The following is a 21,510-nucleotide window of genomic DNA, read 5'->3' on the forward strand; positions in this document are numbered from 1 at the left end:
TCCTCAGCAGGGTCGCTTGCGCAGCTCCATCACGTAATCGTGTGGCGCTCCCGCGGACTCGGCGGCATCGGCGACCTCGCCGAGGTACCGCGCCGAGGGCAGGCCGCCCTCGTAGCCGTTGAGGACATAGACCCAGGCCGCTTCCTCGCCGTCCAGGGTGTGTACGCGCACCCGCATCCGGCGGTAGATGTCGAGGCCCACGCCGACCCAGCGGTCCATCGCCTCCTCGTCCATGGGGGCGATCTCGTACAGCGCCACGAAGACCTGGGAGCGCGGCGCCTCGACGACCGTCGCGAGCGCGCCCTCCCAGCCCATGTGCTCGCCGCCGAACGTCAGCCGCCAGTCGTTCAGCCAGCCGGTTGCGCGCAGCGGGGAGTGGGGAGCGCGGCGGGTCATCAGCCGCGCGTCCATATTGCCGGAGTAGGCGGCGTAGAGCGACATGGGGGAGAGAGTACGGCAGCGCTCCGCTGGGGGAGCCGGGGAACTTGGGTCGTGGGTCGGGTGCGGGTTCGTCGTGGCTGGTCGCTCCCCCACTCTCGGCTTCGCTCGAACGGGGGGACCCCCCTCGCGGCGGAGCCGCATATGCCGAGCCCCGCGCCCCTTACGGGGCGCCCTGTACCCCGGGGACGTGGCACCGGCGCCCATACGGGACAATGGAGTACGTGACTCGGATCGTGATCATCGGTGGCGGACCCGGTGGATATGAAGCGGCGCTGGTGGCCGCGCAGCTCGGCGCGGAGGTGACCGTCGTGGACTGCGACGGTCTGGGCGGGGCGTCGGTGCTGACCGACTGCGTGCCGTCGAAGACCCTCATCGCGACGGCCGAGGTGATGACGACCTTCGACTCCTCGTACGAGGAGCTGGGGATCATCGTCGCCGACGACACCCCGCACATCGACACGCCCGCGCGTGTCGTCGGGGTGGACCTCGGCAAGGTCAACCGGCGCGTGAAGCGGCTCGCGCTGGCGCAGTCGCATGACATCACCGCATCGGTGACGCGCGCCGGCGCGCGGGTCATGCGCGGGCGCGCACGGCTGTCGGGGCAGCAGGATCTGGACGGGTCGCGCAAGGTCGTCGTACGGGCCGCCGACGGGTCCGAGGAGACGCTGACCGCCGATGCCGTGCTCATCGCCACCGGCGGGCACCCGCGCGAGGTGCCGGACGCGCAGCCGGACGGGGAGCGGATCCTCAACTGGACACAGGTGTACGACCTGGACGAGCTTCCCGAAGAGCTGATCGTCGTCGGGTCGGGTGTGACCGGTGCGGAGTTCGCCGGCGCCTATCAGGCGCTCGGGTCGCATGTCACGCTCGTATCCAGCCGTGACCGCGTGCTGCCGGGCGAGGACCCGGACGCCGCCGCCGTCCTGGAGGACGTGTTCCGGCGGCGCGGTATGAACGTCATGGCGCGCTCCCGGGCCCAGTCCGCCAAGCGGGCCGGGGACCGGGTCGAGGTCACGCTCGACGATGGGCGGGTCATCAGCGGCTCGCACTGTCTGATGGCCGTCGGCGCCATCCCCAACAGCGCGGGCATGGGGCTGGAGGAGGCCGGGGTCAAGGTCAAGGAGTCCGGGCACATCTGGACCGACAAGGTGTCGCGGACGACGGCTCCCGGCGTGTACGCCGCCGGTGACGTGACCGGGGTGTTCGCCCTCGCGTCGGTGGCCGCCATGCAGGGCCGGATCGCCATGTACCACTTCCTCGGTGACGCCGTGGCCCCGCTGAACCTGAAGACCGTCTCCTCGAACGTCTTCACCGACCCCGAGATCGCCACCGTCGGCTACACCCAGGCCGACCTGGACGCCGGTGTCATCGACGCCGTCGGGGTGAAGCTGCCGCTGCTGCGCAACCCGCGCGCCAAGATGCAGGGCATCCGGGACGGCTTCGTCAAGATCTTCTGCCGGCCGGGCACCGGCATCGTCGTGGGCGGCGTCGTGGTCTCCCCGCGCGCCTCGGAACTGATCCACCCGATCTCGATCGCGGTCGACAACAACCTGACCGTCGAACAGATCGCGAACGCCTTCACCGTGTACCCGTCCCTGTCGGGCTCGATCGCCGAAGTGGCGCGACAGTTGCACACGCGCAAGTCCGGCGGCGGCGTCTGAGAGGTGCGGTCGAAGGCCCGCACGCCCGTTTCCTGAATTCGCCCCGGATCGTTGCTGGTCACGGGGCGCGTTCGTGCATGCGTACGGCATGGACGGCCCGAATGCGTCACGGATGGGTCCTATATCACCTCTCGACCTGCCGTGCGAACAACTTCTGCTATTCGGCGCAAACTGCTGAAAGCAGATGGTCGTTGGCGTTACTGTCAGTTTCGTGTTCGCTGCAGAACGTCGCCAATTGATCCTCGAAATGGTGCGGGCCAACGGAGCCGTGTCGCTCCGTGAGCTCGCCCGCGTCGTCCAGACCTCCGAAGTGACCGTACGGCGGGACGTGCGCGCGCTGGAGGCAGAAGGACTCCTCGACCGCCGGCACGGCGGTGCGGTATTGCCGGGCGGGTTCACGCGGGAGTCCGGCTTTCCGCAGAAGTCTCATCTCGCGACCGCCGAGAAGACGGCCATCGCCGATCTCGCCGCGAGCCTCGTCGAAGAAGGCGAGGCCATCGTGGTCGGGGCGGGGACCACCACGCAGGAGCTGGCACGCCGGCTCGCGCGGGTCCCCGGGCTGACCGTCGTCACCAATTCCCTGCTGGTGGCCCAGGCGTTGGCCCACGCCAACCGTGTGGAAGTCGTGATGACCGGCGGCACCCTGCGCGGTTCCAACTACGCCCTGGTCGGCTCCGGCGCCGAGCAGTCCCTCCAGGGGCTGCGCGTCTCCAAGGCCTTCCTCTCCGGGAGCGGACTGACCGCCGAGCGCGGCCTGTCCACGTCCAACATGCTGTCGGCGTCCGTCGACCGCGCGCTGGTCCAGGCCGCCGCCGAAGTCGTCGTCCTCGCCGATCACACCAAGCTCGGCACCGACACGATGTTCCAGACGGTGCCGACCGATGTGATCACCCGGCTGGTCACGGACGACCCGCCCGGCCACGACGACCGCGCGGTCACCGAGTTGCAGGCCCTGGCCGATCAGGGCGTGCAGATCTCCGTCGCCGGGTCGTCCGGCGGCGGTGGTACGGGAGGCGATCCCGTCCCGGCACGCCAATCGCGCCGGGACATGTCTCTTCCGGCGCCGCGTCGCAACCAGGTCCATGGCTCCGCGCCGCAGTTGCGCAGCGCCACGGTCATGGGAGAGCAGCCGTCCACGGGTGAGCGGGAGAGGGAGCGGGCGGCGCGGGTCGCGGACCTCCGGCGACGCTAGAACCACATCGGTTACGGCTTCAGGCCGCACAGTGTCAGGGTCAGCAGGCGGTCGGCCAGCTCCGGGTCGTCCGGGGTTTCCTCGGCCGCCAGCGCGATCGCGTGGGTGAGCTGGAGCAGATCGCCGATGGACACGTCGTCGCGTACGGCATGAGCCCGCTGCGCCCGCTGGAGGAGGGCGGTGCCCGCCTCACGGATGGGGGCGCAGCATCGGGCCAGGTCCGACGTGTCCTGCCGCTCGGCGCGGGAGTCGGCGTACGAGACCGTCATCAAGGCCTGGGCGAGGCCCCGATATTCGCCCGCGTGGGTGATGATGTCGCGCAGCCATGACATGAGCGCGGCGCACGGCCGGTCCGCGTCGAGCCCCTCCTGGGCGCGGGCCAGCAGATCGCTCACCGCTTCCTCGAAGACCGCGCTCAGCAGGGCCTGGCGGTTGGGGAAGTGGCGGTAGAGGGTCCCGATGCCCACGCCGGCGCGGCGGGCGATGTCTTCGAGAGAGGCGTTCGTGCCGTGGGCCGCGAAGGTGTGGCGGGCCTCGGTGAGGAGGCGGTCGTGGTTGCGGCGGGCGTCGGCTCGCATCGGACGCGTGGTCAGCAACGGGGTCACCTGCTCTCTATGCCGGGATGAGTTCAGCCTAAGAGCTCGGGGGGTGGGGGCGAGCCGGCGCGCCCCTTGAAGCCTGGGGCGGGCCCGGGAGTTTTCAGGGGCGCGGGGAACTGCGCGAGCAACCACGACGGACCTGTAGCCCCAGACGCACATCGATCCACCGCGGCGGAGCCGCGTATGTCACAGCCCCGTCCCCCTGAAGCGTTCAGGGGGACGGGGCTGTGGCCGTGACGTTCTCAGTCCTTGATCTCGCAGATCGCCGCACCGGAGGTGACGGACGCGCCGACCTCCGCGCCGAGACCCTTGATCGTGCCGGACCGGTGCGCGTTGAGAGGCTGCTCCATCTTCATGGCCTCCAGGACGACGACCAGGTCGCCTTCCTTGACCTCCTGGCCCTCCTCGACCGCGACCTTGACGATCGTGCCCTGCATCGGGGACGCGAGGGTGTCGCCGGAGGCGACCGGGCCCGACTTCTTCGCCGCGCGGCGCTTCGGCTTGGCGCCCGCGGCGAGGCCGGTGCGGGCGAGGGTCATGCCGAGGGCGGCCGGGAGGGAGACCTCCAGGCGCTTGCCGCCGACCTCGACGACGATCGTCTCGCGGTCCGTCTCGTCCTCCGCCTCGGCGTCGGCGGGCGCCGCGAAGGGCTTGATCTCGTTGACGAACCCGGTCTCGATCCAGCGGGTGTGGACCGTGAAGGGGTCCGTGGAGCCGGTCAGCTCGGGGGCGAACGCCTCGTCCCGTACGACCGCGCGGTGGAACGGGATCGCGGTCGCCATGCCCTCGACGGTGAACTCGTCCAGGGCTCGGGCCGCGCGCTGCAGGGCCTGCTGACGCGTGGCACCCGTGACGATCAGCTTCGCCAGGAGGGAGTCCCAGGCCGGGCCGATGACCGAGCCGGACTCGACGCCCGCGTCCAGGCGGACACCGGGGCCGGTGGGCGGGGCGAACGTGGTGACCGTACCCGGGGCGGGCAGGAAGCCACGGCCCGGGTCCTCGCCGTTGATGCGGAACTCGAAGGAATGGCCGCGCAGCGGCGGGTCGTCGTAGCCCAGCACCTCGCCGTCCGCGATCCGGAACATCTCGCGGACCAGGTCGATGCCCGTGACCTCCTCGGTCACCGGGTGTTCGACCTGGAGACGGGTGTTGACCTCCAGGAAGGAGATCGTGCCGTCGACGCCGACCAGGAACTCGACGGTGCCCGCGCCGACGTAGCCGGCCTCCTTGAGGATGGCCTTCGACGCCGCGTACAGCTCGGCGTTCTGCGCCTCGGAGAGGAACGGCGCCGGGGCCTCCTCGACCAGCTTCTGGTGGCGGCGCTGGAGGGAGCAGTCACGGGTCGAGACGACGACCACGTTGCCGTGGCTGTCCGCCAGGCACTGCGTCTCGACGTGGCGCGGCTTGTCCAGGTAGCGCTCCACGAAGCACTCGCCCCGGCCGAACGCCGCGACGGCCTCACGGACGGCCGAGTCGTACAGCTCCGGGACCTCTTCGAGAGTGCGGGCGACCTTGAGGCCGCGGCCGCCGCCGCCGAACGCCGCCTTGATGGCGATCGGCAGACCGTGCTCCTCGGCGAACGCCACGACCTCGTCGGCGCCCGACACCGGGTCCGGGGTGCCCGCGACGAGCGGGGCGCCCGCGCGCTGGGCGATATGACGGGCCGCCACCTTGTCGCCGAGGTCGCGGATCGCCTGCGGGGGCGGGCCGATCCAGATCAGGTCCGCGTCCAGGACCGCCTGCGCGAACTCCGCGTTCTCCGAAAGGAAGCCGTAGCCGGGGTGGATGGCGTCCGCGCCGGAGTCCTTCGCGGCCTGCAGCACCTTGCCCATGTCGAGGTAGCTCGTCGCCGGGGTGTCACCGCCCAGGGCGAACGCCTCGTCCGCGACCCGGACATGCAGCGCGTCCCGGTCCGGCTCGGCGTACACGGCCACGCTCGCGATCCCGGCGTCCCGGCACGCCCGGGCGACGCGGACAGCGATTTCGCCTCGGTTGGCGATCAACACCTTGCGCACGATGGCTCCCTCTCCTTGAAACAAGCCGAGTTTAGGGACTGCCGACACGGCGTTTCGACCCGTCCACAGTGGTGAGCTTGCCCACACGGAGCGTGAACCGGGGCCTGCTCGACCGATGAAATCCCTTGTCGCACAGCATTGCGCGGGACTCCACGCGAAAACCCTAGCCCTCTGATGTGGTCAAGGTCTCTGTGTGGCTGTGCTGCGGCCGGTTGGGATTCTTTGTGGAGTCCCTACTAATGGCCCAACGATTCTTTGCTCTCGCGAGAACCCTTGTCCCGGGGTTTACCCGTTAGTAGCGTTCACGATGTCTCGAACGCGTGCTTCGAACGCGTACCTCGGGTAACGGAGAAGTGGAAGTGGGTGGGGCCGGTGATCCGCAGACCGGTGGCGGTGGTCACGGCGATCGTGCTGTTCCTGGAGGGGCTCGGCATCGCCGGGCTGCAGTGGCTCCTCGGCACTGTCGTCGACCGGCAGCAGATGTCGCTCGCCGGGCTCGATCCCGATGCGATGTCCGTCTCCACGAAGGCCGGGGGTGTTCTCTTCGGTCTCTACTTCGTCTTCTGCGGTGTCGTCGCCCTGCTGATCGCGTTGCGCAACCGGCCCGCCGCCGGGCTCGGGCGCATCCTGCTCATCAGCGTCGCCGTCGTGCACGGGCTGCTCGGGGCGCTCGCTGTGGGGCTGGTGGGGTGGGGGGCGTTCGCGTTCATGATGGTGGTGCTGGGGCTGGTGTTGCTCACGCTGATGACGTACGACCGGCAGAGCGGGGGTGCGGGGGTCGTGTCGGGTGGTGACGGTGATGTCGACGGGCCGTCGGACGGGCCGTCGGCTGGGCTGTCGGACGGGCCGTCGCATGGTGTGGAGCGGTCTGTTCCTGTTGTGCCTCCGGCGCCCAGTGCCTCGTGACTCCTCAGGTCACTTTTCGCTCGGCATCCACAACTGCGTGATGCCCACGCCCAGTTCGCCCAGGAGGCGGCGGACCAGGGGCAGGCTGATGCCGATCACGTTGCCGTGGTTGCCGTCGATGCGGTCGATGAACGGGGCCGAGCGGCCGTCCAGCGTGAACGCGCCTGCCACGTAGAGGGGTTCGCCGGAGGCCACGTACGCGGCGATCTCCTCGTCGGTGGGGTCGCCGAAGTGGACCACGGTGGAGGCCACGCCGGAGACGTGGCGCTCGCTCGCGGTGTCCCAGACGCAGTGGCCGGTCTGGAGGGTGCCGGCGCGGCCCCGCATCTGCTTCCAGCGGGCGGTGGCCTCCTCCGCGTCGGCGGGCTTGCCGAGGGCTTCGCCGTCGAGGTCGAGGACCGAGTCGCAGCCGATGACCAGGGCGCCCTTGACCTCGGGCTTCGCCGCTACCACGGAGGCCTTTGCCTCGGCGAGGGCCAGGGCCAGGTCGGCGGGGGTGGGGGCGGTGACGGCTTCCTCGTCCACGCCGCTGACGATCACCTCGGGTGCCAGGCCGGCCTGGCGGAGCAGGTTCAGGCGGGCGGGGGACTGGGAGGCGAGGACGAGGCGGCGGTGGGGGTGCTGATCGGTCATGGGGTCAGGGTATCCGTGGGGGCGCGGGCGCTTGCGGCGGCTGCGGCTGCGGGGTTGTGGGTCGGGGGCGCGCCGGGGGGTGTCCGTCCTCGGTCCGGCGCGGAATCGGTCGCCTGAGAAGTGCGACCTGTTGACGCGCCGGCCGCTGCGGGCGGACACCCCCCCCGGCACGCCCCCTTCCGTGCGTACGCGGCCGGCTCGCCGTCGGGGACGAGTTCGCTTCCCCGCTGTCCTCGCCGGCTCAGACGATTCCCAGGACGAGCATGGCCAGGAGCATGGCGCAGGCCATGAGGATGCCGAGGCGCCGGAGCATGGCCTGCGTGTCTCGCAGTTCCTTCGGCGGCTCGTTCTCAGGGTCGGACCAGAGCATGCCCCCGATGGTGCGTCGGGCGGGGGGAAGGGCGCCTGAGTACGCGTACTCAACTTGAAGCGGGGATTCCGGCTCAGCCGGGCCAGTAGGTGCGGCTCCAGGTGGTGGGGCCCGGGGCGGGCAGACGGTGGGCGGCGATGCGGGACGGGTCGGACCAGGAGTCCGCGGGGGCCGGCGCGCCGGGCGGCTCGGTGGCTGCCGCCGCGGCGCGGGCCCGGACCACCGCCAGGGCGGCGGCCAACTCCTCCGGGGTCGGATTGCCCCGTACGACCTTGATGTTCATGGAGGCTCCCTGCCGGGTCAGAGGGGGATGTTGCCGTGCTTCTTCGGGGGGAGGGATTCCCGCTTGGTGCGCAGTTGACGCAGGCCGCGGACGAGGTGGCGGCGGGTGTCGGAGGGGGTGATCACGGCGTCCACATAACCGCGTTCGGCCGCCGTGTAGGGGTTGAGGAGGGTGTCCTCGTACGCCTGGATGAGGCGGGCGCGGACCTCCTCTCGCTCGTTCTCGGGGGCGGCGGCGATGGTGCGGCGGTGGAGGATGTTGACCGCGCCCTGGGCGCCCATGACGGCGATCTGGGCGGTGGGCCAGGCGAGGTTGAGGTCGGCGCCGAGGTGCTTGGAGCCCATGACGTCGTAGGCGCCGCCGAAGGCCTTGCGGGTGATGACCGTGATGAGGGGGACCGTCGCTTCGGCGTAGGCGTAGATCAGCTTCGCGCCTCGGCGGATGATGCCCTCGTGCTCCTGGCCCACGCCGGGGAGGAAGCCGGGGACGTCGACGAAGGTCAGGACCGGGACGTTGAACGCGTCGCAGGTGCGGACGAAACGAGCCGCCTTCTCGGAGGCGTCGATGTCCAGGCAGCCCGCGAACTGCATCGGCTGGTTGGCGACGATGCCGACCGGGTGGCCCTCGACCCGGCCGAAGCCGGTGAGGATGTTCGGGGCGAACAGGGCCTGGGTCTCGAAGAACTCGGCGTCGTCCAGGACGTGTTCGATCACCGTGTGCATGTCGTACGGCTGGTTCGCGCTGTCCGGGACGAGGGTGTCCAGTTCGCGGTCCTCGTCGGTGACGTTGAGGTCCGCCTGCTCCGGGAACGCCGGGGGCTCGCTGAGGTTGTTGGACGGCAGGTAGGACAGGAGTTGCTTGACGTACTCGATGGCGTCCTTCTCGTCGCCCGCCATGTGATGGGCCACGCCCGAGGTCGCGTTGTGGGTGCGGGCGCCGCCCAGTTCCTCGAAGCCGACGTCCTCGCCGGTGACCGTCTTGATGACGTCCGGGCCGGTGATGAACATGTGCGAGGTCTGGTCGACCATCACCGTGAAGTCGGTGATCGCGGGGGAGTACACCGCGCCGCCCGCGCACGGGCCGACGACCAGGGAGATCTGAGGGATCACGCCGGAGGCGTGGGTGTTGCGGCGGAAGATCTCGCCGTACATGCCGAGGGCCATGACGCCCTCCTGGATGCGGGCGCCGCCGGAGTCGTTGATGCCGATGAAGGGGCATCCGGTCTTCAGGGCGAAGTCCATCGCCTTCATGATCTTCTGGCCGAAGACCTCGCCGAGGGAGCCGCCGAGGACGGTGAAGTCCTGGGAGAAGACGGCGACCGGGCGGCCGTCGATTGTTCCGTAGCCGGTGACGACGCCGTCGCCGTAGGGGCGGTTGTTCTCCATGCCGAAGTCGGTGGAGCGGTGCCGGGCGAACTCGTCGAACTCGACGAAGGAGTCCTCGTCGAGGAGGAGTTCGATCCGCTCACGGGCCGTCAGTTTGCCCTTGGCGTGCTGCTTCTCCACCGCGCGCTCGGAGCCGGCGTGTGTCGCTTCGTGGACACGGCGCTGGAAATCCGCGAGCTTGCCCGCGGTCGTGTGGATGTCGGTCTCTTCCGGCTCGGACATCGGGCTGCGGCTCCCTGCCTGCTCATGGGGACGTGAGGGCTCAGTACTTGCTGCTGGGTACGTGCTCGGGGCGTGCTCAGAAGGGGGGTGGGTTACTCATCCGTAGCGTAGTGCTGCGCCTACCGTTCGGCAGTGCGGCGTTTACCACACTCGCGCCCCCTTTCCGGCAGCACGATCGCTGTGTCGCGGCGGGACACGTCGGAGGGGTGACGTCACGAGAGTGATCGAGCGCCCGTGAACCTCAGCTCGTCAGGGCTGGAATCCGTCCCCTTCTCGCGGGACGGAGGATGTCAAACCTAGGGTGGGTTGCATGATGACTCCACCAGGTGCACAAGGAGACCCGTCCAGCGGACCGGGTGAGCCGAGGTCGGACCGTTGGTCCGACCTCGGCCGGCCGCCCCTCAACTCCGCCTCCCTGCGCCGGGCGCTGGTCCGCGAGGGCGGGCTGTGGAGTTCGCTGGACGTGGTGCCCGTCATCGGCTCCACCAACACCGACCTCGCGGGGCGCGCCGACCGGCTGCCCGAGGGCGCGGTGCTCGTCGCCGAGGAGCAGAACGCGGGGCGCGGGCGCCTCGACCGCAGCTGGACCGCGCCCGCCCGCTCCGGGCTCTTCTTCTCCGTCCTCCTCAAGCCGGGCGACGGCATCCCCCTCGAACGCTGGGGCTGGCTGCCGCTGCTCACCGGCGTCGCCGTCGCGACCGGGCTGTCACGCGCCGCCGGCATCGATACGGCACTCAAGTGGCCCAACGACCTGCTCGTGACCGTGGACGGTGAGGAACGCAAGGCCGGCGGCATCCTCGCCGAGCGCGCGGGTGCGGAGGGCGTGGTCGTCGGGACCGGCATCAACGTCACCCTGCGCGCCGACGAGCTGCCGGTCCCCGCGGCCGGTTCCCTGGCGCTGGCCGGTGCCGTGACCACCGACCGCGATCCGCTGCTGCGGGCCGTGCTGCGCGCCCTGGAGGACTGGTACGGGAGGTGGCGTGCGGCCGGCGGAGACCCCGTGGCGAGCGGCCTCCAGGAGACCTACGCCGCCGGATGCGCGACCTTGGGCCGGAAGGTGCGCGCCGAGCTGCCCGGGGACCGCTCGGTCGTGGGGGAGGCCGTGGCGGTGGACGGGGACGGGCGGTTGGTCCTCGCCACGGAGGAGGGGGTGCAGGAGCCGGTGGGGGCGGGGGACATCGTGCATCTGCGGGCTGCGTGAGGTGGAATTCAGCCCGTCCGGCGTTTGAGGACGAGCCCGAAGGTCGATCGGCGGGGGTCTGGGGGCGCGGCCCCCAGTAGGGCCGGCACGGGGCGAGGGCGCCTTGTCGGCCGCCGGGTACACCCCGTGGCCCCACCTGACGGAGTGAGCTGGCGCACACCTGCCGTAGAGTTGAGGCCGGTCGAGTACGTGACCGCGGGAGATCGGAAGGGCAGCAGGAGTGAGCGTCGAGGACACGGGCTCCGGCACCGACGGGCAAGGCCACGTGGACCCTCCCCCGCTCTCGGCTTCGCTCGGGCGGGACCAGCCCCAAGGCGCGGACGTCGGCGAGGAGGACCCGCTGGCGTTGCGGCTCGAAGGGCTCATCCTCGGGGCCGAGCGCCGCTACACCCCTTTTCAGGCGGCGCGCAGCGCGGGCGTGTCCATGGAGCTGGCGTCCCGTTTCTGGCGGGCCATGGGCTTCGCGGACATCGGCCAGGCGAAGGCGCTGACCGAGGCGGACGTGCTCGCGCTGCGGCGGCTCGCCGGTCTCGTCGAGGCGGGGCTGCTCAGTGAGGCCATGGCCGTACAGGTGGCCCGTTCCACCGGACAGACCACGGCGCGGCTCGCCGAGTGGCAGATCGACTCCTTCCTGGAGGGCCTTACCGAGCCCCCGGAGCCGGGCATGACCCGGACCGAAGTGACGTATCCGCTGATAGAGCTGCTGTTGCCGGAGCTGGAGGAGTTCCTCGTCTATGTCTGGCGGCGGCAGCTGGCCGCCGCGACCGGGCGGGTCGTGCAGGCCGCGGACGACGAGGAGATGGTCGACCGGCGGCTGGCGGTCTGCTTCGCCGACCTGGTCGGCTTCACCCGCCTGACCCGTCGGATGGAGGAGGAGGAGCTCGGCGAGCTCGTCGAGGCCTTCGAGACCACGGCGGCGGACCTGGTGGCCGCGAACGGCGGCCGGCTCATCAAGACCCTGGGCGACGAGGTCCTGTACGCCACCGACGACGCCGGGGTGGCCGCCGAGATCGCCCTCCGGCTCATCGAGACCATGGCCAACGACGAGACCATGCCCGAGCTGCGCGTCGGCATGGCCTTCGGCACGGTGACGACCCGGATGGGCGACGTCTTCGGTTCCACCGTGAACCTCGCCAGCCGGCTGACCTCGATAGCGCCCAAGGACGCGGTCCTCGTCGACGGCGCCTTCGCCGAGGAACTGACCCGCACCGGCGAAGCCCCCGCCTCCGAGACGGAGGCCGCCGAAGCCGCGGCCGCCGCCGAGAAGGAGGGCGAGGAGTCGCCCACGTACCGTTTCGCCCTTCAGCCCATGTGGCAGCGCCCCGTGCGCGGCCTGGGCGTCGTCCAGCCGTGGCTGCTCACGCGGCGGCCGGGGAAGCCGTGAGGGCGTAGGCCTCCGCCGGCTCTGGTCCCGGGGGACCGGGGGATGCCCGTCACCTGCGCAGGGCGTCGTTGACGCACAGTCCGACGATCGGGACGCACAGGCCCGGCTTTCCGGGGTTCGCGGGAGTCGTCTCCGGGTTTTTGGGAGTGGTCGGGGAGTCCGGGAAATGGGGTGCTGCCGGCTGCTCGGGTGCCGCTGCCGGTGGCTGGGCGGGCGCGGGCGGGGTGGGGCGGGGAGTTTCCGGCGTGCGGGCCGTCGCCGGGGTGTCCGGGGCGGCCGGGTCGTCGGGCAGGTCTCGGGCGCCGGGGCGCGAGGGGAGCTCCACGCCGATCGACGGGGAGGGCGCGAAGCCCGAGGGGGTCGGCTTGGGGGCGGCCGCTCCCGGTGACCGCGGCGGCGCCGACTCGCGGCCTCCGCCACCCATCGGGGTGTCGACGGCGGGGCTCTCCGGGTCCGCCGAAGGTTCGCTCCCCACGGACGCCCCGGCATCGGTCGCCTCGTCCGTGAACTCGTCCGGCGCGCTCGGCGCCGGACCCGCCGACGCACCGCCGACGCCCGCCGGTTCCGAGGCCAGCCGCAGCAGGCTCAGCGCTCCTGCCGCCAGCGCCATCCCGCCGACCGCGAACAGCAGCTTCCGGGGCCGGGGGCGGCGGTGCCGGCCCCGTGGGCGGTCCGCCGGTGACACCGGCGTCACGGGCGTGATCGGCGGCGCGGGCCGCACGGATGCCGTCGGCGCCGCAGGCGTCACCGAGGGCCGCCATGGCGCGGCCGTCGTCGCGGTCGGCATCGCGCTCGGCATCGCCGTCCCCGGCCCCGTCGTCGGCCTGGTCATCGTGTTCGTCGTCATGGCCCGTCCTCGTCCCTCCCCTGCGCGCCCGTGTCCCCCGGTACGCCTGTGGCGGAGCGCAGATTATGTGCCGGGGTGCGCGGTGTGATCGGAAAAGGGCTGGATGTCACTCGAATGGGGAGACGGTCGCCGGTGATGTGACGTCGCCGTCAAGGGCCACCGTCAACGGACGCCACCAGGCCCGCCGGGGCGGCCGTCGCCGGGTCGCTGTCCGGGCTTTCCCCGGCGGGGCCCGGCTGCGATGATCGGGGCGACGATAGTTAACCCGCGTTAACCGGGAGGGTGTCATGGGTGACGGGGCGGCAGCGGAACCGACGGAGTCGGCGGAGCAGGCGGAGTCCGTGGAACAGGCCGAGCGGCTCGGCGAGCGGCGGTACGGGGAGTTCGTCGTCGTACGGCGGCACGGGTATGTCGCCGAGCTCGTGCTCGACCGGCCCAAGGCGATGAACGCCGTGTCGACCGACATGGCCCGTTCCCTCGCGGCGGCGTGCGGGGCGCTGGCCGGGGACCGGGACGTGCGGGTGGTCGTGGTGACGTCGACGCATGAGCGGGCGTTCTGCGTGGGGGCGGATCTGAAAGAGCGGAACTCGTTCAGTGACGCCGAACTGGTGCGGCAGCGGCCCGTGGCGCGCGCGGCGTACACCGGTGTACTGGAACTGCCCATGCCCACCGTCGCCGCCGTGCACGGCTTCGCGCTGGGCGGTGGCTTCGAACTGGCCCTGGCCTGCGACCTGATCGTGGCCGACCGTACGGCGGTGGTGGGGTTGCCCGAGGTGTCGGTGGGGGTGATTCCGGGCGGTGGCGGTACGCAGTTGCTGCCGCGTCGGGTGGGGGCCGCGCGGGCGGCCGAGCTGATCTTCACGGCGCGGCGGCTGGAGGCCGTGGAGGCGCGGGAGCTGGGGCTCGTGGACCAGTTGGTGGCGCAGGGGCGGGACCGGGACGAGGCGTTGGTGCTGGCCGCGCGGATCGCCGCGAACTCGCCCGTCGGGCTGCGCGCGGCCAAGCAGGCGCTCCGGCTCGGCCAGGGGCTCGACCTGCGGGCCGGGCTGGAGGTCGAGGACGCGGCCTGGCGGTCGGTCGCCTTCTCGGGGGACCGCGCGGAGGGTGTGGCCGCCTTCAACGAGAAGCGGAAGCCCGACTGGCCGGGGGAGTGAGTGAGGCTCCGGGCGCGGTCGGATCCGGCCCTGGCCTGGGCCGTACCCCTGTTCGCCCCGCCAACGTCTCAAATCATCGCAAAGCTCCCTAGCCTGGAGTGATGGGTGAGGACAGACGGCTGAGGGCCGTGGTGGCGTTGGCGCGGGGGATGGCGGGAGCCCACGCGCCGCGGGAGTCGTGGTGGGCGGCCGCGGACGGCGCGTGCCGGGCCCTGTCCGGCAGCTTCGCCGCGCTGTCCGTGTGGGAGCGGGAGCGGGGGCTGCTGCGGGTGCTGGTGAACGTGGGGAAGCGTGCGCCGGGTGAGGAGGAGTTCCCGGAGGACGAGACGTACCCGGTGCACGAGTTCCCGGAGATCGCGGAGTTCCTGCACGAGCGGTGGCTGGAGGGCGGGGAGCCCAACGCGTGGGTGGAGACGGCGGCCGGTCCGGCCGCCGGGCGGCGCCCCGGCGGCTACTGCCATCAGCGGGTCGCGGCGCTGCGCCGGCGCGGGCGCGGCTGCTGTGTCGTGGCGCCCATCGTGCTGAACGGCCGGGCCTGGGGCGAGCTGTATGTGGCCCGGCCCGCCGGGGAGCCCGTCTTCCACGGGGACGACGCCGCGTTCGCGACCGTGCTCGCCTCGGTCGTCGCGGCCGGGATCGCCCAGTCGGAACAGCTGGAGGAGGCCCGGCGGCTCGCCTTCACCGACTCCCTCACCGGGCTCGGCAACCGGCGTGCGGTGGACCTGCGGCTCGACGAGGCGATGGAGGCGTACCGGAACGACGGCACCGTGATCAGCCTGGTCGTCTGCGACCTCAACGGGCTGAAGAAGGTCAACGACTCCTACGGGCACGCGGTGGGGGACCAGGTGCTGGAACGGTTCGGCTCGGTCCTCTCGCGCTGTGCGGCCGAGCTGCCCCAGGTGCTGGCCGCACGGCTCGGCGGCGACGAGTTCTGTCTGCTCGCGGTGGGGCCGTCGGCGGACGAGGTCGTACGGGTCGCCGGTGACCTCTGTGTACGGGCGCGGGACCTGGAGCCGGGCGACGGGGTGGCGTGCGGGGTGGCCTCGACCGGGGACCCGATCGGGCCGCTGCGCTCGGCGCGGCGGCTCTTCCGGCTCGCGGACGCCGCGCAGTACCGGGCCAAGGCCGCCGGCTCCGTCGAGCCGGTCGTCGCGGGCCGTGAGGGCGACGGCGGCGAGGACCCGGTGGTCAGCCTCGCCGACCGGCCGCCCGCCCCCGCCGACCCCGCGCACCCCGGGGACCGGCGCCGCATTCGCGGGCGCCGGTCCTAGGGCGGGCCGCGCGTGGGTCGAGTCAGCGCGTGGCCCTGGGCTGCCCACGGCCAAGGGGGGAGTAGACCGTGGGCCTGTCTGTGGTTCGACCGTCCGGCCGAGGTGAGGAGCGCGGCCGTGTGCGGTCCAGTGCTCCGACCCTACGGGGAGCGGGCGACGGCAAGGCTCTGACCTGCGGGATTCTGATCAATCTCGGATCGTTCTCTGACCGTTTTCTGAGCTGGTTCTGATCTACGCGGATAGCCCGGCGGGCGGTGTCGGCAGGGCTGGGGCTCGGTGTGAACGCGCCGGGTAAGGAGTCCTTCCCTCGTTCGGTCGTGACAATCGGCGATTCAGTCCCTACGATCCTGAATATGGATATGCACTCTGTGGACCCCGTGGTGCTCGGGACGTCCGGGGTCACCCCGGCCGACGTCCTCGCCGTGGCGCGCGCCGGCGCCCGGGTCGAGCTCTCCGGCGAGGCGGTGGCGGCCCTCGCGGCGGCTCGCGAGATCGTCGACGCGCTGGCCGCCAAGCCGGAACCCGTCTACGGGGTCTCCACCGGCTTCGGCGCCCTCGCCAGCCGGCACATCAGCCCGGAGCTGCGCGCCCGGCTCCAGCGCAACATCGTCCGCTCGCACGCGGCCGGCATGGGGCCCCGGGTGGAGCGCGAGGTCGTCCGCGCGCTGATGTTCCTGCGGCTGAAGACCCTCTGCTCCGGCCGCACCGGCGTACGGCCCGAGGTCGCGCAGACCATGGCCGACCTCCTCAACGCCCAGATCACCCCCGTCGTGCACGAGTACGGCTCCCTCGGCTGCTCCGGTGACCTGGCGCCGCTGTCGCACTGCGCGCTCACCCTGATGGGCGAGGGCGACGCCGAGGGCCCCGACGGCGTCGTGCGGCCGGCCGGTGAGCTGCTCGCCGAGCACGGCCTCGCGCCCGTCGAACTGCGCGAGAAGGAGGGGCTGGCCCTCCTCAACGGCACCGACGGCATGCTCGGCATGCTGATCATGGCGCTGGCCGACCTGGAGCGGCTCTACACGTCGGCCGACATCACGGCCGCGATCTCCCTGGAGGCCCTGCTCGGCACCGACCGGGTCCTCGCACCCGAGCTGCACGCCATCCGCCCGCATCCCGGGCAGGGGGCCGCCGCGGCCAACATGCTCGCCGTGCTGAAGGGCTCGGGGCTCACCGGCCACCACCAGGACGACGCGCCGCGCGTCCAGGACGCCTACTCAGTGCGGTGCGCTCCGCAGGTCGCCGGGGCCGGGCGGGACACCGTCGCGCACGCCCGGCTCGTCGCCGAGCGGGAGTTGGCGGCGGCGGTCGACAACCCCGTCGTCCTGGCGGACGGGCGGGTGGAGTCCAACGGCAACTTCCACGGCGCGCCGGTCGCCTACGTCCTCGACTTCCTGGCCATCGCGGTCGCCGACCTCGCCTCGATCGCCGAGCGGCGCACCGACCGGCTGCTCGACAAGAACCGGTCGCACGGGCTGCCGCCGTTCCTCGCGGACGACGCCGGCGTCGACTCCGGGCTCATGATCGCCCAGTACACCCAGGCGGCCCTGGTGAGCGAGCTGAAGCGGCTCGCCGTACCGGCGTCCGCCGACTCGATCCCGTCCTCCGCGATGCAGGAGGACCACGTCTCCATGGGCTGGTCCGCCGCGCGCAAGCTGCGCACCGCCGTGGACAACCTCACGCGCGTCCTCGCCGTCGAGCTGTACGCCGGGACGCGCGCCGTCGAGCTGCGCGAGGGGCTGACGCCCGCGCCGGCCACTCGGGCGGTGGTGGACGCCGTACGCGCCGCCGGGGTCGAGGGGCCTGGGCCGGATCGTTTCCTCGCGCCGGACCTGGAGTTGGCCGACGGGTTCGTCCGGGACGGGCGGCTGGTGGCGGCGGCGGAGTCGGTGACGGGGCCGTTGGCCTGAGCGGGCCGGGGTGCGGTTTCGGCCGCCGGTCCGGTGGGGGCTTGTCGCGCGCTTCCCCGCGCCCCTGAAAAGCTAGGGGCTGTGCCCCGTGCCTTCGCGTCGAATCAGTACCCCTCGCGCTCGCGGCGCATCGAGTACGCCACGAAACCCGCGCCCAGGCCCAGCATTGCCGTGCCGCCGACCAGGTAGGGCGTGGTGTTGGGGCTGCCGGTGTCGGCGAGCCGGGTGCCGGGGCCGCTCTTGGTGGACGGGGCCGAATCCGTCGTCGTGGTCGTCTGCTGCTCTGTGACCGCCTCGTCCTGGGTCGCGTTGGCCGACGGCACGAACCAGAGGGCGCCCAGGAGGGTGCCCGCGGCGGTGGCGGTCAACAGCGATCGGCGGGCGGTGGACGACGCGCGACGTGCGACGGACACGGAATATCGATCCCCTTGTGGCGCTGGCGAATTGGCCGTAGGGAGCGATGCTAATGAAAGGCGCGGGTCGTGGGAAAGTCGCGTGACCTGTGAGCCGTACGCTCCGGAGCATGAGTACAACTGAGACATCACAGTTTGTCAGGCTTCGGGTCGAATTGGTGGTAGAGATCGAGAACGTCGAGACCGTCACCGGGGCCGCGCTTCGGCGGATCGCGGACGACTCCGATATGCCTGCCGATGAGCGGGTGCACGCCGAGAGCGCGGTGACGGAGGACACAGCGGAGGCCCTCGCCTACCTGGTCGACCCGTTCGACCTGATCGGAGAGGTGCCGGGGGTCGATCTCGCCCAGGCGTCATGGAGCAGCGAGAGCATCGACTACGACCCCGATTCGCCGGAATGGGACCTCGGCGAGGATGATGGTCGTGGGAACGACGAGGAAGACGGGCTCGGCTGAGCCGCTCGGGAGATTGATGACCCCGGGCGGCAACCACCGCCCGGGGTTTTCTCGTCTCATGGGGCGCATCAGTCACTCGCGCACCGTCGCCGGGTCGTCAACGATCCGTTGCGGGTGGAGTGGCGTATCCCACATATCCGCGGGAAGCGGAACGGCTCGGTGCCGTAGTGGTGTTTAAGTGCTTACGGGGATTCTCTGGTCTGGGGATTTCGGCAACGATGGAGAAGCGTGTGATGACGAACAGTAAGCGGCGCAGGGGCCTGTCGGTCGCGTCCGCACTGCTCGGCGGGGTGCTGGTGCTCTCTGCGTGCAGCGGGAGCGACGGCGACAACGCGTCCGGTAACGACGGCGGGGACTCCTCGCAGGCCAAGGTCGACGAGGCGGCAGCCAAGAAGACCTCCGAGGCCGACATCGAGATCGCCCCGAAGGACGGCTCGGACAACGCCTCCATCAACAACTCGGCCAAGGTCACGGTGAGCAAAGGCACGCTCACCGAGGTGACGATGACCACCGCCGAGGGCACCGCCGTCGAGGGCGAGATATCCGCGGACAAGAAGAGCTGGGCGCCGACCGGCCAGCTGGAGCGGTCCACCGGTTACAAGATCGCCGCCAGCGCCCAGGACTCCGAAGGCCGCGAGGCCCACGAGAACTCGGCGTTCACCACGGTCTCGCCCGCCAACAGCTTCATCGGCAACTTCACGCCGGAGGACGGCTCCACCGTCGGCGTCGGCATGCCGGTCTCGATCAACTTCGACAAGGGGATCACCGACAAGGCCGCCGTCCAGAAGGGGATCACCGTCTCCAGCAGCTCCGGCCAGGAGGTCGTCGGGCACTGGTTCAACGCCAACCGCCTCGACTTCCGCCCGGAGGACTACTGGCAGGGCGGCTCCACCGTCACCCTGAAGCTCGCGCTCGACGGGGTCGAGGGCGCCGAGGGTGTCTACGGTGTGCAGCAGAAGACGGTGACCTTCAAGATCGGCCGCAATCAGGTCTCGATCGTCGACGCCACGACCAAGACGATGAAGGTCACGCAGGACGGCAAGGTCGTCAAGACCATCCCGATCTCGGCCGGTTCGCCCGAGAACAAGACGTACCAGGGCGTCATGGTGATGTCGGAGAAGTTCAAGGAGACGCGCATGAACGGCGCGACCGTGGGCTTCACCGATGACGACGGCAAGGGCGAGTACGACATCAAGGACGTGCCGCACGCCATCCGTCTCACCACCTCCGGGACGTTCATCCACGGCAACTACTGGGGCGCCGACTCCGTCTTCGGCAGCGTCAACACCAGCCACGGCTGTGTCGGTCTGAACGACACCAAGGGCGCCAACGACCCCGACACCGAGGGTGCCTGGTTCTACAACAACTCGATCGTCGGTGACGTCGTGGACATCCGGAACACCGGTGACAAGACGGTCGCCCCGGACAACGGCCTCAACGGCTGGAACCTGAGCTGGGCGGACTGGACGGCCGGCTCCGCCGCCTGACCCTCCGCCAACCGCGTCGTACGGATGCCGCCCCCGATGTCGTCCCCGATGCCGTTCCAAGGGGCGGCATCGGCGTTTCCGGGGCTAAACACAGGGTTCTCATCAGGCTCTCATCAAGGGCTTATCCCTTCATCACATGACGTCCCTAGCTTTCGGCCATGTTCTTCACCTATCTGAGGCGCGAACTGCGCCGCCGCAGAAAGGCGGCGCTCGTCGTCGCCTCCGGCCTCGCCCTGGGCATCGCGCTGGTGATCGTGGTCAGTTCCGTGTCGTCGGGCATGGAGAAGGCGCAGAGCAAGGTCCTCGAATCCCTGTACGGGCTGGGGACGGACATGACCGTCACCAAGGCCGCCGAGGCGTCCGGCGAGAACAGCGGCCAGCGCCCGCGGTTCGAGTTCGACGCGCAGGACAGCGACTCCGACGAGGAGCAGAGCAGCGACATCGTCCAAGTCCAGGGCTTCCAGACCCTGGCCGGCTCCACCGTCACCGAGGTCGGCGAACAGGAGGGTGTCGCCGAGGCCGTCGGCGGCCTCAGCCTCCAGGTCGTCAAGGTCAACGGCCAGTTCCGGGCCGGCCAGTTCGAGCAGCAGGAGGGCTCCGGCGGCCAGCAGCAGGGCGGCCCCGGCGGCGGTCAGAACAGCGGCGGCACCGGACAGCCCGAGGGCCGGGTCGAGGGCGGCGGCGCCGACTTCGACGTCGACAACTACTCCGTCTACGGCACCGACGTCACCCAGCCCGCCCTCGGCCCCCTGACCTCCTCGAAGATCACCAGCGGTCGTACGTTCAAGGCGTCCGAGACCGATGCCGAGGTGGTCGTCGCGGACAAGTCGTACGCCAAGGAGAAGGAGCTGAAGGTCGGCGACAGCGTCACCGTCAGCGGCGTCAAGTACAAGGTCATCGGGATCGCCACGCCCGACAGCGGGGACGCGGCGGCCAACCTCTACATCCCGCTGAAGCAGGCGCAGACGCTCAGCGACTCCAAGGACAAGATCACCACGATCTACGTCAGGGCGAGCGACTCGCAGCGGATCGACGGCGTCAAGGCGGCCATCCAGAAGAACATCGACGGCACGACCGTCACCACCTCCGCCGACCTCGCCGATACCGTCTCCGGGTCCCTGTCCACGGCCTCCGGCCTCGCCTCCAACGTCGGCAGGTGGCTGTCCGTCGCGGTGCTCATCGCCGCGTTCCTGGTCGCCGGGCTCCTCACCTCCTCGGCCGTCTCCCGCCGCGTACGGGAGTTCGGCACGCTCAAGGCGCTCGGCTGGAAGTCCGGCCGGGTGACCCGCCAGGTGGTCGGTGAGGCCGTCGTCAACGGGCTCGTCGGCGGCGTCCTCGGCATCGCGCTGGGCCTCGGCGGGGCGTACCTCGTGACCGCGATCAGCCCCACGCTCCAGGCCGAACTCGGCACGACCGCCGGTGGGTTCGGCGGCGGGCCGGGCGGTGGCGGTCCCGGCGGCGGGGGCGGTTTCCCGGGCGGCGGTGGCGCCGGCGGCGGGCAGCAGACGGCTTCGGACACCCTGGAAGTGGCTCTCACGGCGCCCGTCGGCGTCTCCACGATCGCCCTCGCGGTCGGACTGGCCGTCGCGGGTGGGCTGATCGCGGGCGCCTTCGGTGGCTGGCGGGCGTCCCGGCTGCGGCCGGCCGACGCACTGCGCCGCGTCGAGTAGCAGGTCCGGGCCCA

The 21,510-nt window shown here is 71.3% G+C and carries 20 protein-coding genes; 11 read left to right on the forward strand and 9 right to left on the reverse strand.

Going from position 1 to position 21,510, the window contains the following annotated elements; all coding sequences use genetic code 11:
* Positions 1-3: 3 nt before the first annotated feature.
* Entirely contained in the window at positions 4-441 is a 438-nt protein-coding gene (locus tag I8N67_RS08410) for a gamma-glutamylcyclotransferase family protein (protein WP_200301962.1), read from the reverse strand.
* 212 nt (positions 442-653) lie between these two features.
* Between I8N67_RS08410 and I8N67_RS08415 the strand changes: the two genes are divergently transcribed.
* Both I8N67_RS08415 and I8N67_RS08420 read left to right on the forward strand, forming a co-directional pair.
* On the forward strand, positions 654-2,102 hold the full coding sequence (locus tag I8N67_RS08415; protein WP_200301963.1) for an NAD(P)H-quinone dehydrogenase: 1,449 nt from the start codon (positions 654-656) through the stop codon (positions 2,100-2,102).
* Between the two features lie 184 nt (positions 2,103-2,286).
* Positions 2,287-3,294, forward strand: a complete 1,008-nt coding sequence (locus I8N67_RS08420; protein WP_200301964.1) for a DeoR/GlpR family DNA-binding transcription regulator — start codon at positions 2,287-2,289, stop codon at positions 3,292-3,294.
* 11 nt (positions 3,295-3,305) lie between these two features.
* Here I8N67_RS08420 and I8N67_RS08425 read toward each other — a convergent pair whose 3' ends face one another.
* Positions 3,306-3,872, reverse strand: coding sequence for a TetR/AcrR family transcriptional regulator (locus I8N67_RS08425; protein WP_200301996.1), 567 nt, complete (start codon positions 3,870-3,872; stop codon positions 3,306-3,308).
* Between the two features lie 263 nt (positions 3,873-4,135).
* Positions 4,136-5,908: an acetyl/propionyl/methylcrotonyl-CoA carboxylase subunit alpha gene (locus tag I8N67_RS08430; protein WP_200301965.1), complete on the reverse strand. Its 1,773-nt coding sequence runs from the start codon at positions 5,906-5,908 to the stop codon at positions 4,136-4,138.
* A 372-nt stretch (positions 5,909-6,280) separates the two neighbouring features.
* Here I8N67_RS08430 and I8N67_RS08435 point away from each other — a divergent pair, with 372 nt between their 5' ends.
* The gene (locus I8N67_RS08435; protein WP_200301966.1) at positions 6,281-6,814 is read left to right on the forward strand and encodes a hypothetical protein; all 534 of its coding nucleotides are present in this window, start codon (positions 6,281-6,283) and stop codon (positions 6,812-6,814) included.
* Positions 6,815-6,823: 9 nt separating this feature from the next.
* Here the strand turns inward: I8N67_RS08435 and I8N67_RS08440 are convergent, their stop codons facing one another.
* From I8N67_RS08440 to I8N67_RS08450, 4 genes are all read right to left on the reverse strand, one after another.
* A complete protein-coding gene (locus tag I8N67_RS08440; protein ID WP_200301967.1) occupies positions 6,824-7,447 on the reverse strand; it encodes a Maf family protein in 624 nt (207 codons plus the stop codon).
* Positions 7,448-7,688: 241 nt separating this feature from the next.
* Positions 7,689-7,817 (reverse strand): morphogenic membrane protein MmpB, encoded by a 129-nt coding sequence (mmpB, locus tag I8N67_RS43780; RefSeq protein WP_267912686.1) that lies wholly within the window; start codon positions 7,815-7,817, stop codon positions 7,689-7,691.
* Positions 7,818-7,890: 73 nt separating this feature from the next.
* Complete coding sequence (locus I8N67_RS08445) at positions 7,891-8,100, reverse strand: acyl-CoA carboxylase epsilon subunit (protein WP_200301968.1); 210 nt, start codon at positions 8,098-8,100, stop codon at positions 7,891-7,893.
* Between the two features lie 17 nt (positions 8,101-8,117).
* Complete coding sequence (locus tag I8N67_RS08450; protein WP_200301969.1) at positions 8,118-9,707, reverse strand: acyl-CoA carboxylase subunit beta; 1,590 nt, start codon at positions 9,705-9,707, stop codon at positions 8,118-8,120.
* Between the two features lie 313 nt (positions 9,708-10,020).
* Between I8N67_RS08450 and I8N67_RS08455 the strand changes: the two genes are divergently transcribed.
* Together I8N67_RS08455 and I8N67_RS08460 are read left to right on the forward strand one after the other, a co-directional pair.
* Positions 10,021-10,908 carry a biotin--[acetyl-CoA-carboxylase] ligase gene (locus I8N67_RS08455; protein WP_200301997.1) on the forward strand — a complete coding sequence of 296 codons (888 nt, stop codon included), beginning with the start codon at positions 10,021-10,023 and terminating at the stop codon, positions 10,906-10,908.
* A 220-nt stretch (positions 10,909-11,128) separates the two neighbouring features.
* Complete coding sequence (locus I8N67_RS08460) at positions 11,129-12,292, forward strand: adenylate/guanylate cyclase domain-containing protein (protein ID WP_200301970.1); 1,164 nt, start codon at positions 11,129-11,131, stop codon at positions 12,290-12,292.
* A 49-nt stretch (positions 12,293-12,341) separates the two neighbouring features.
* On the opposite strand, the gene I8N67_RS08465 is transcribed toward I8N67_RS08460, so the two are convergent.
* Positions 12,342-13,139, reverse strand: coding sequence for a hypothetical protein (locus tag I8N67_RS08465; protein ID WP_200301971.1), 798 nt, complete (start codon positions 13,137-13,139; stop codon positions 12,342-12,344).
* Between the two features lie 287 nt (positions 13,140-13,426).
* Between I8N67_RS08465 and I8N67_RS08470 the strand changes: the two genes are divergently transcribed.
* The 3 genes from I8N67_RS08470 (at position 13,427) to hutH (ending at position 17,471) form a co-directional block, all read left to right on the forward strand.
* Positions 13,427-14,293 (forward strand): enoyl-CoA hydratase/isomerase family protein, encoded by an 867-nt coding sequence (locus I8N67_RS08470; RefSeq protein ID WP_234045299.1) that lies wholly within the window; start codon positions 13,427-13,429, stop codon positions 14,291-14,293.
* 101 nt (positions 14,294-14,394) lie between these two features.
* Positions 14,395-15,564 (forward strand): GGDEF domain-containing protein, encoded by a 1,170-nt coding sequence (locus I8N67_RS08475; protein ID WP_200301972.1) that lies wholly within the window; start codon positions 14,395-14,397, stop codon positions 15,562-15,564.
* Between the two features lie 368 nt (positions 15,565-15,932).
* Entirely contained in the window at positions 15,933-17,471 is a 1,539-nt protein-coding gene (gene hutH, locus I8N67_RS08480) for a histidine ammonia-lyase (RefSeq protein ID WP_372443669.1), read from the forward strand.
* Between the two features lie 104 nt (positions 17,472-17,575).
* On the opposite strand, the gene I8N67_RS08485 is transcribed toward hutH, so the two are convergent.
* Positions 17,576-17,884 carry a hypothetical protein gene (locus I8N67_RS08485; RefSeq protein ID WP_200301973.1) on the reverse strand — a complete coding sequence of 103 codons (309 nt, stop codon included), beginning with the start codon at positions 17,882-17,884 and terminating at the stop codon, positions 17,576-17,578.
* A 110-nt stretch (positions 17,885-17,994) separates the two neighbouring features.
* Here I8N67_RS08485 and I8N67_RS08490 point away from each other — a divergent pair, with 110 nt between their 5' ends.
* From I8N67_RS08490 to I8N67_RS08500, 3 genes are all read left to right on the forward strand, one after another.
* A complete protein-coding gene (locus I8N67_RS08490; protein ID WP_200301974.1) occupies positions 17,995-18,339 on the forward strand; it encodes a hypothetical protein in 345 nt (114 codons plus the stop codon).
* A 233-nt stretch (positions 18,340-18,572) separates the two neighbouring features.
* Entirely contained in the window at positions 18,573-19,826 is a 1,254-nt protein-coding gene (locus I8N67_RS08495) for a L,D-transpeptidase (RefSeq protein ID WP_234045300.1), read from the forward strand.
* A 158-nt stretch (positions 19,827-19,984) separates the two neighbouring features.
* Complete coding sequence (locus I8N67_RS08500) at positions 19,985-21,496, forward strand: ABC transporter permease (protein WP_200301976.1); 1,512 nt, start codon at positions 19,985-19,987, stop codon at positions 21,494-21,496.
* Positions 21,497-21,510: the final 14 nt, after the last annotated feature.

The organism is Streptomyces adelaidensis, from assembly GCF_016598475.1.
GTDB lineage: Bacteria > Actinomycetota > Actinomycetes > Streptomycetales > Streptomycetaceae > Streptomyces > Streptomyces adelaidensis.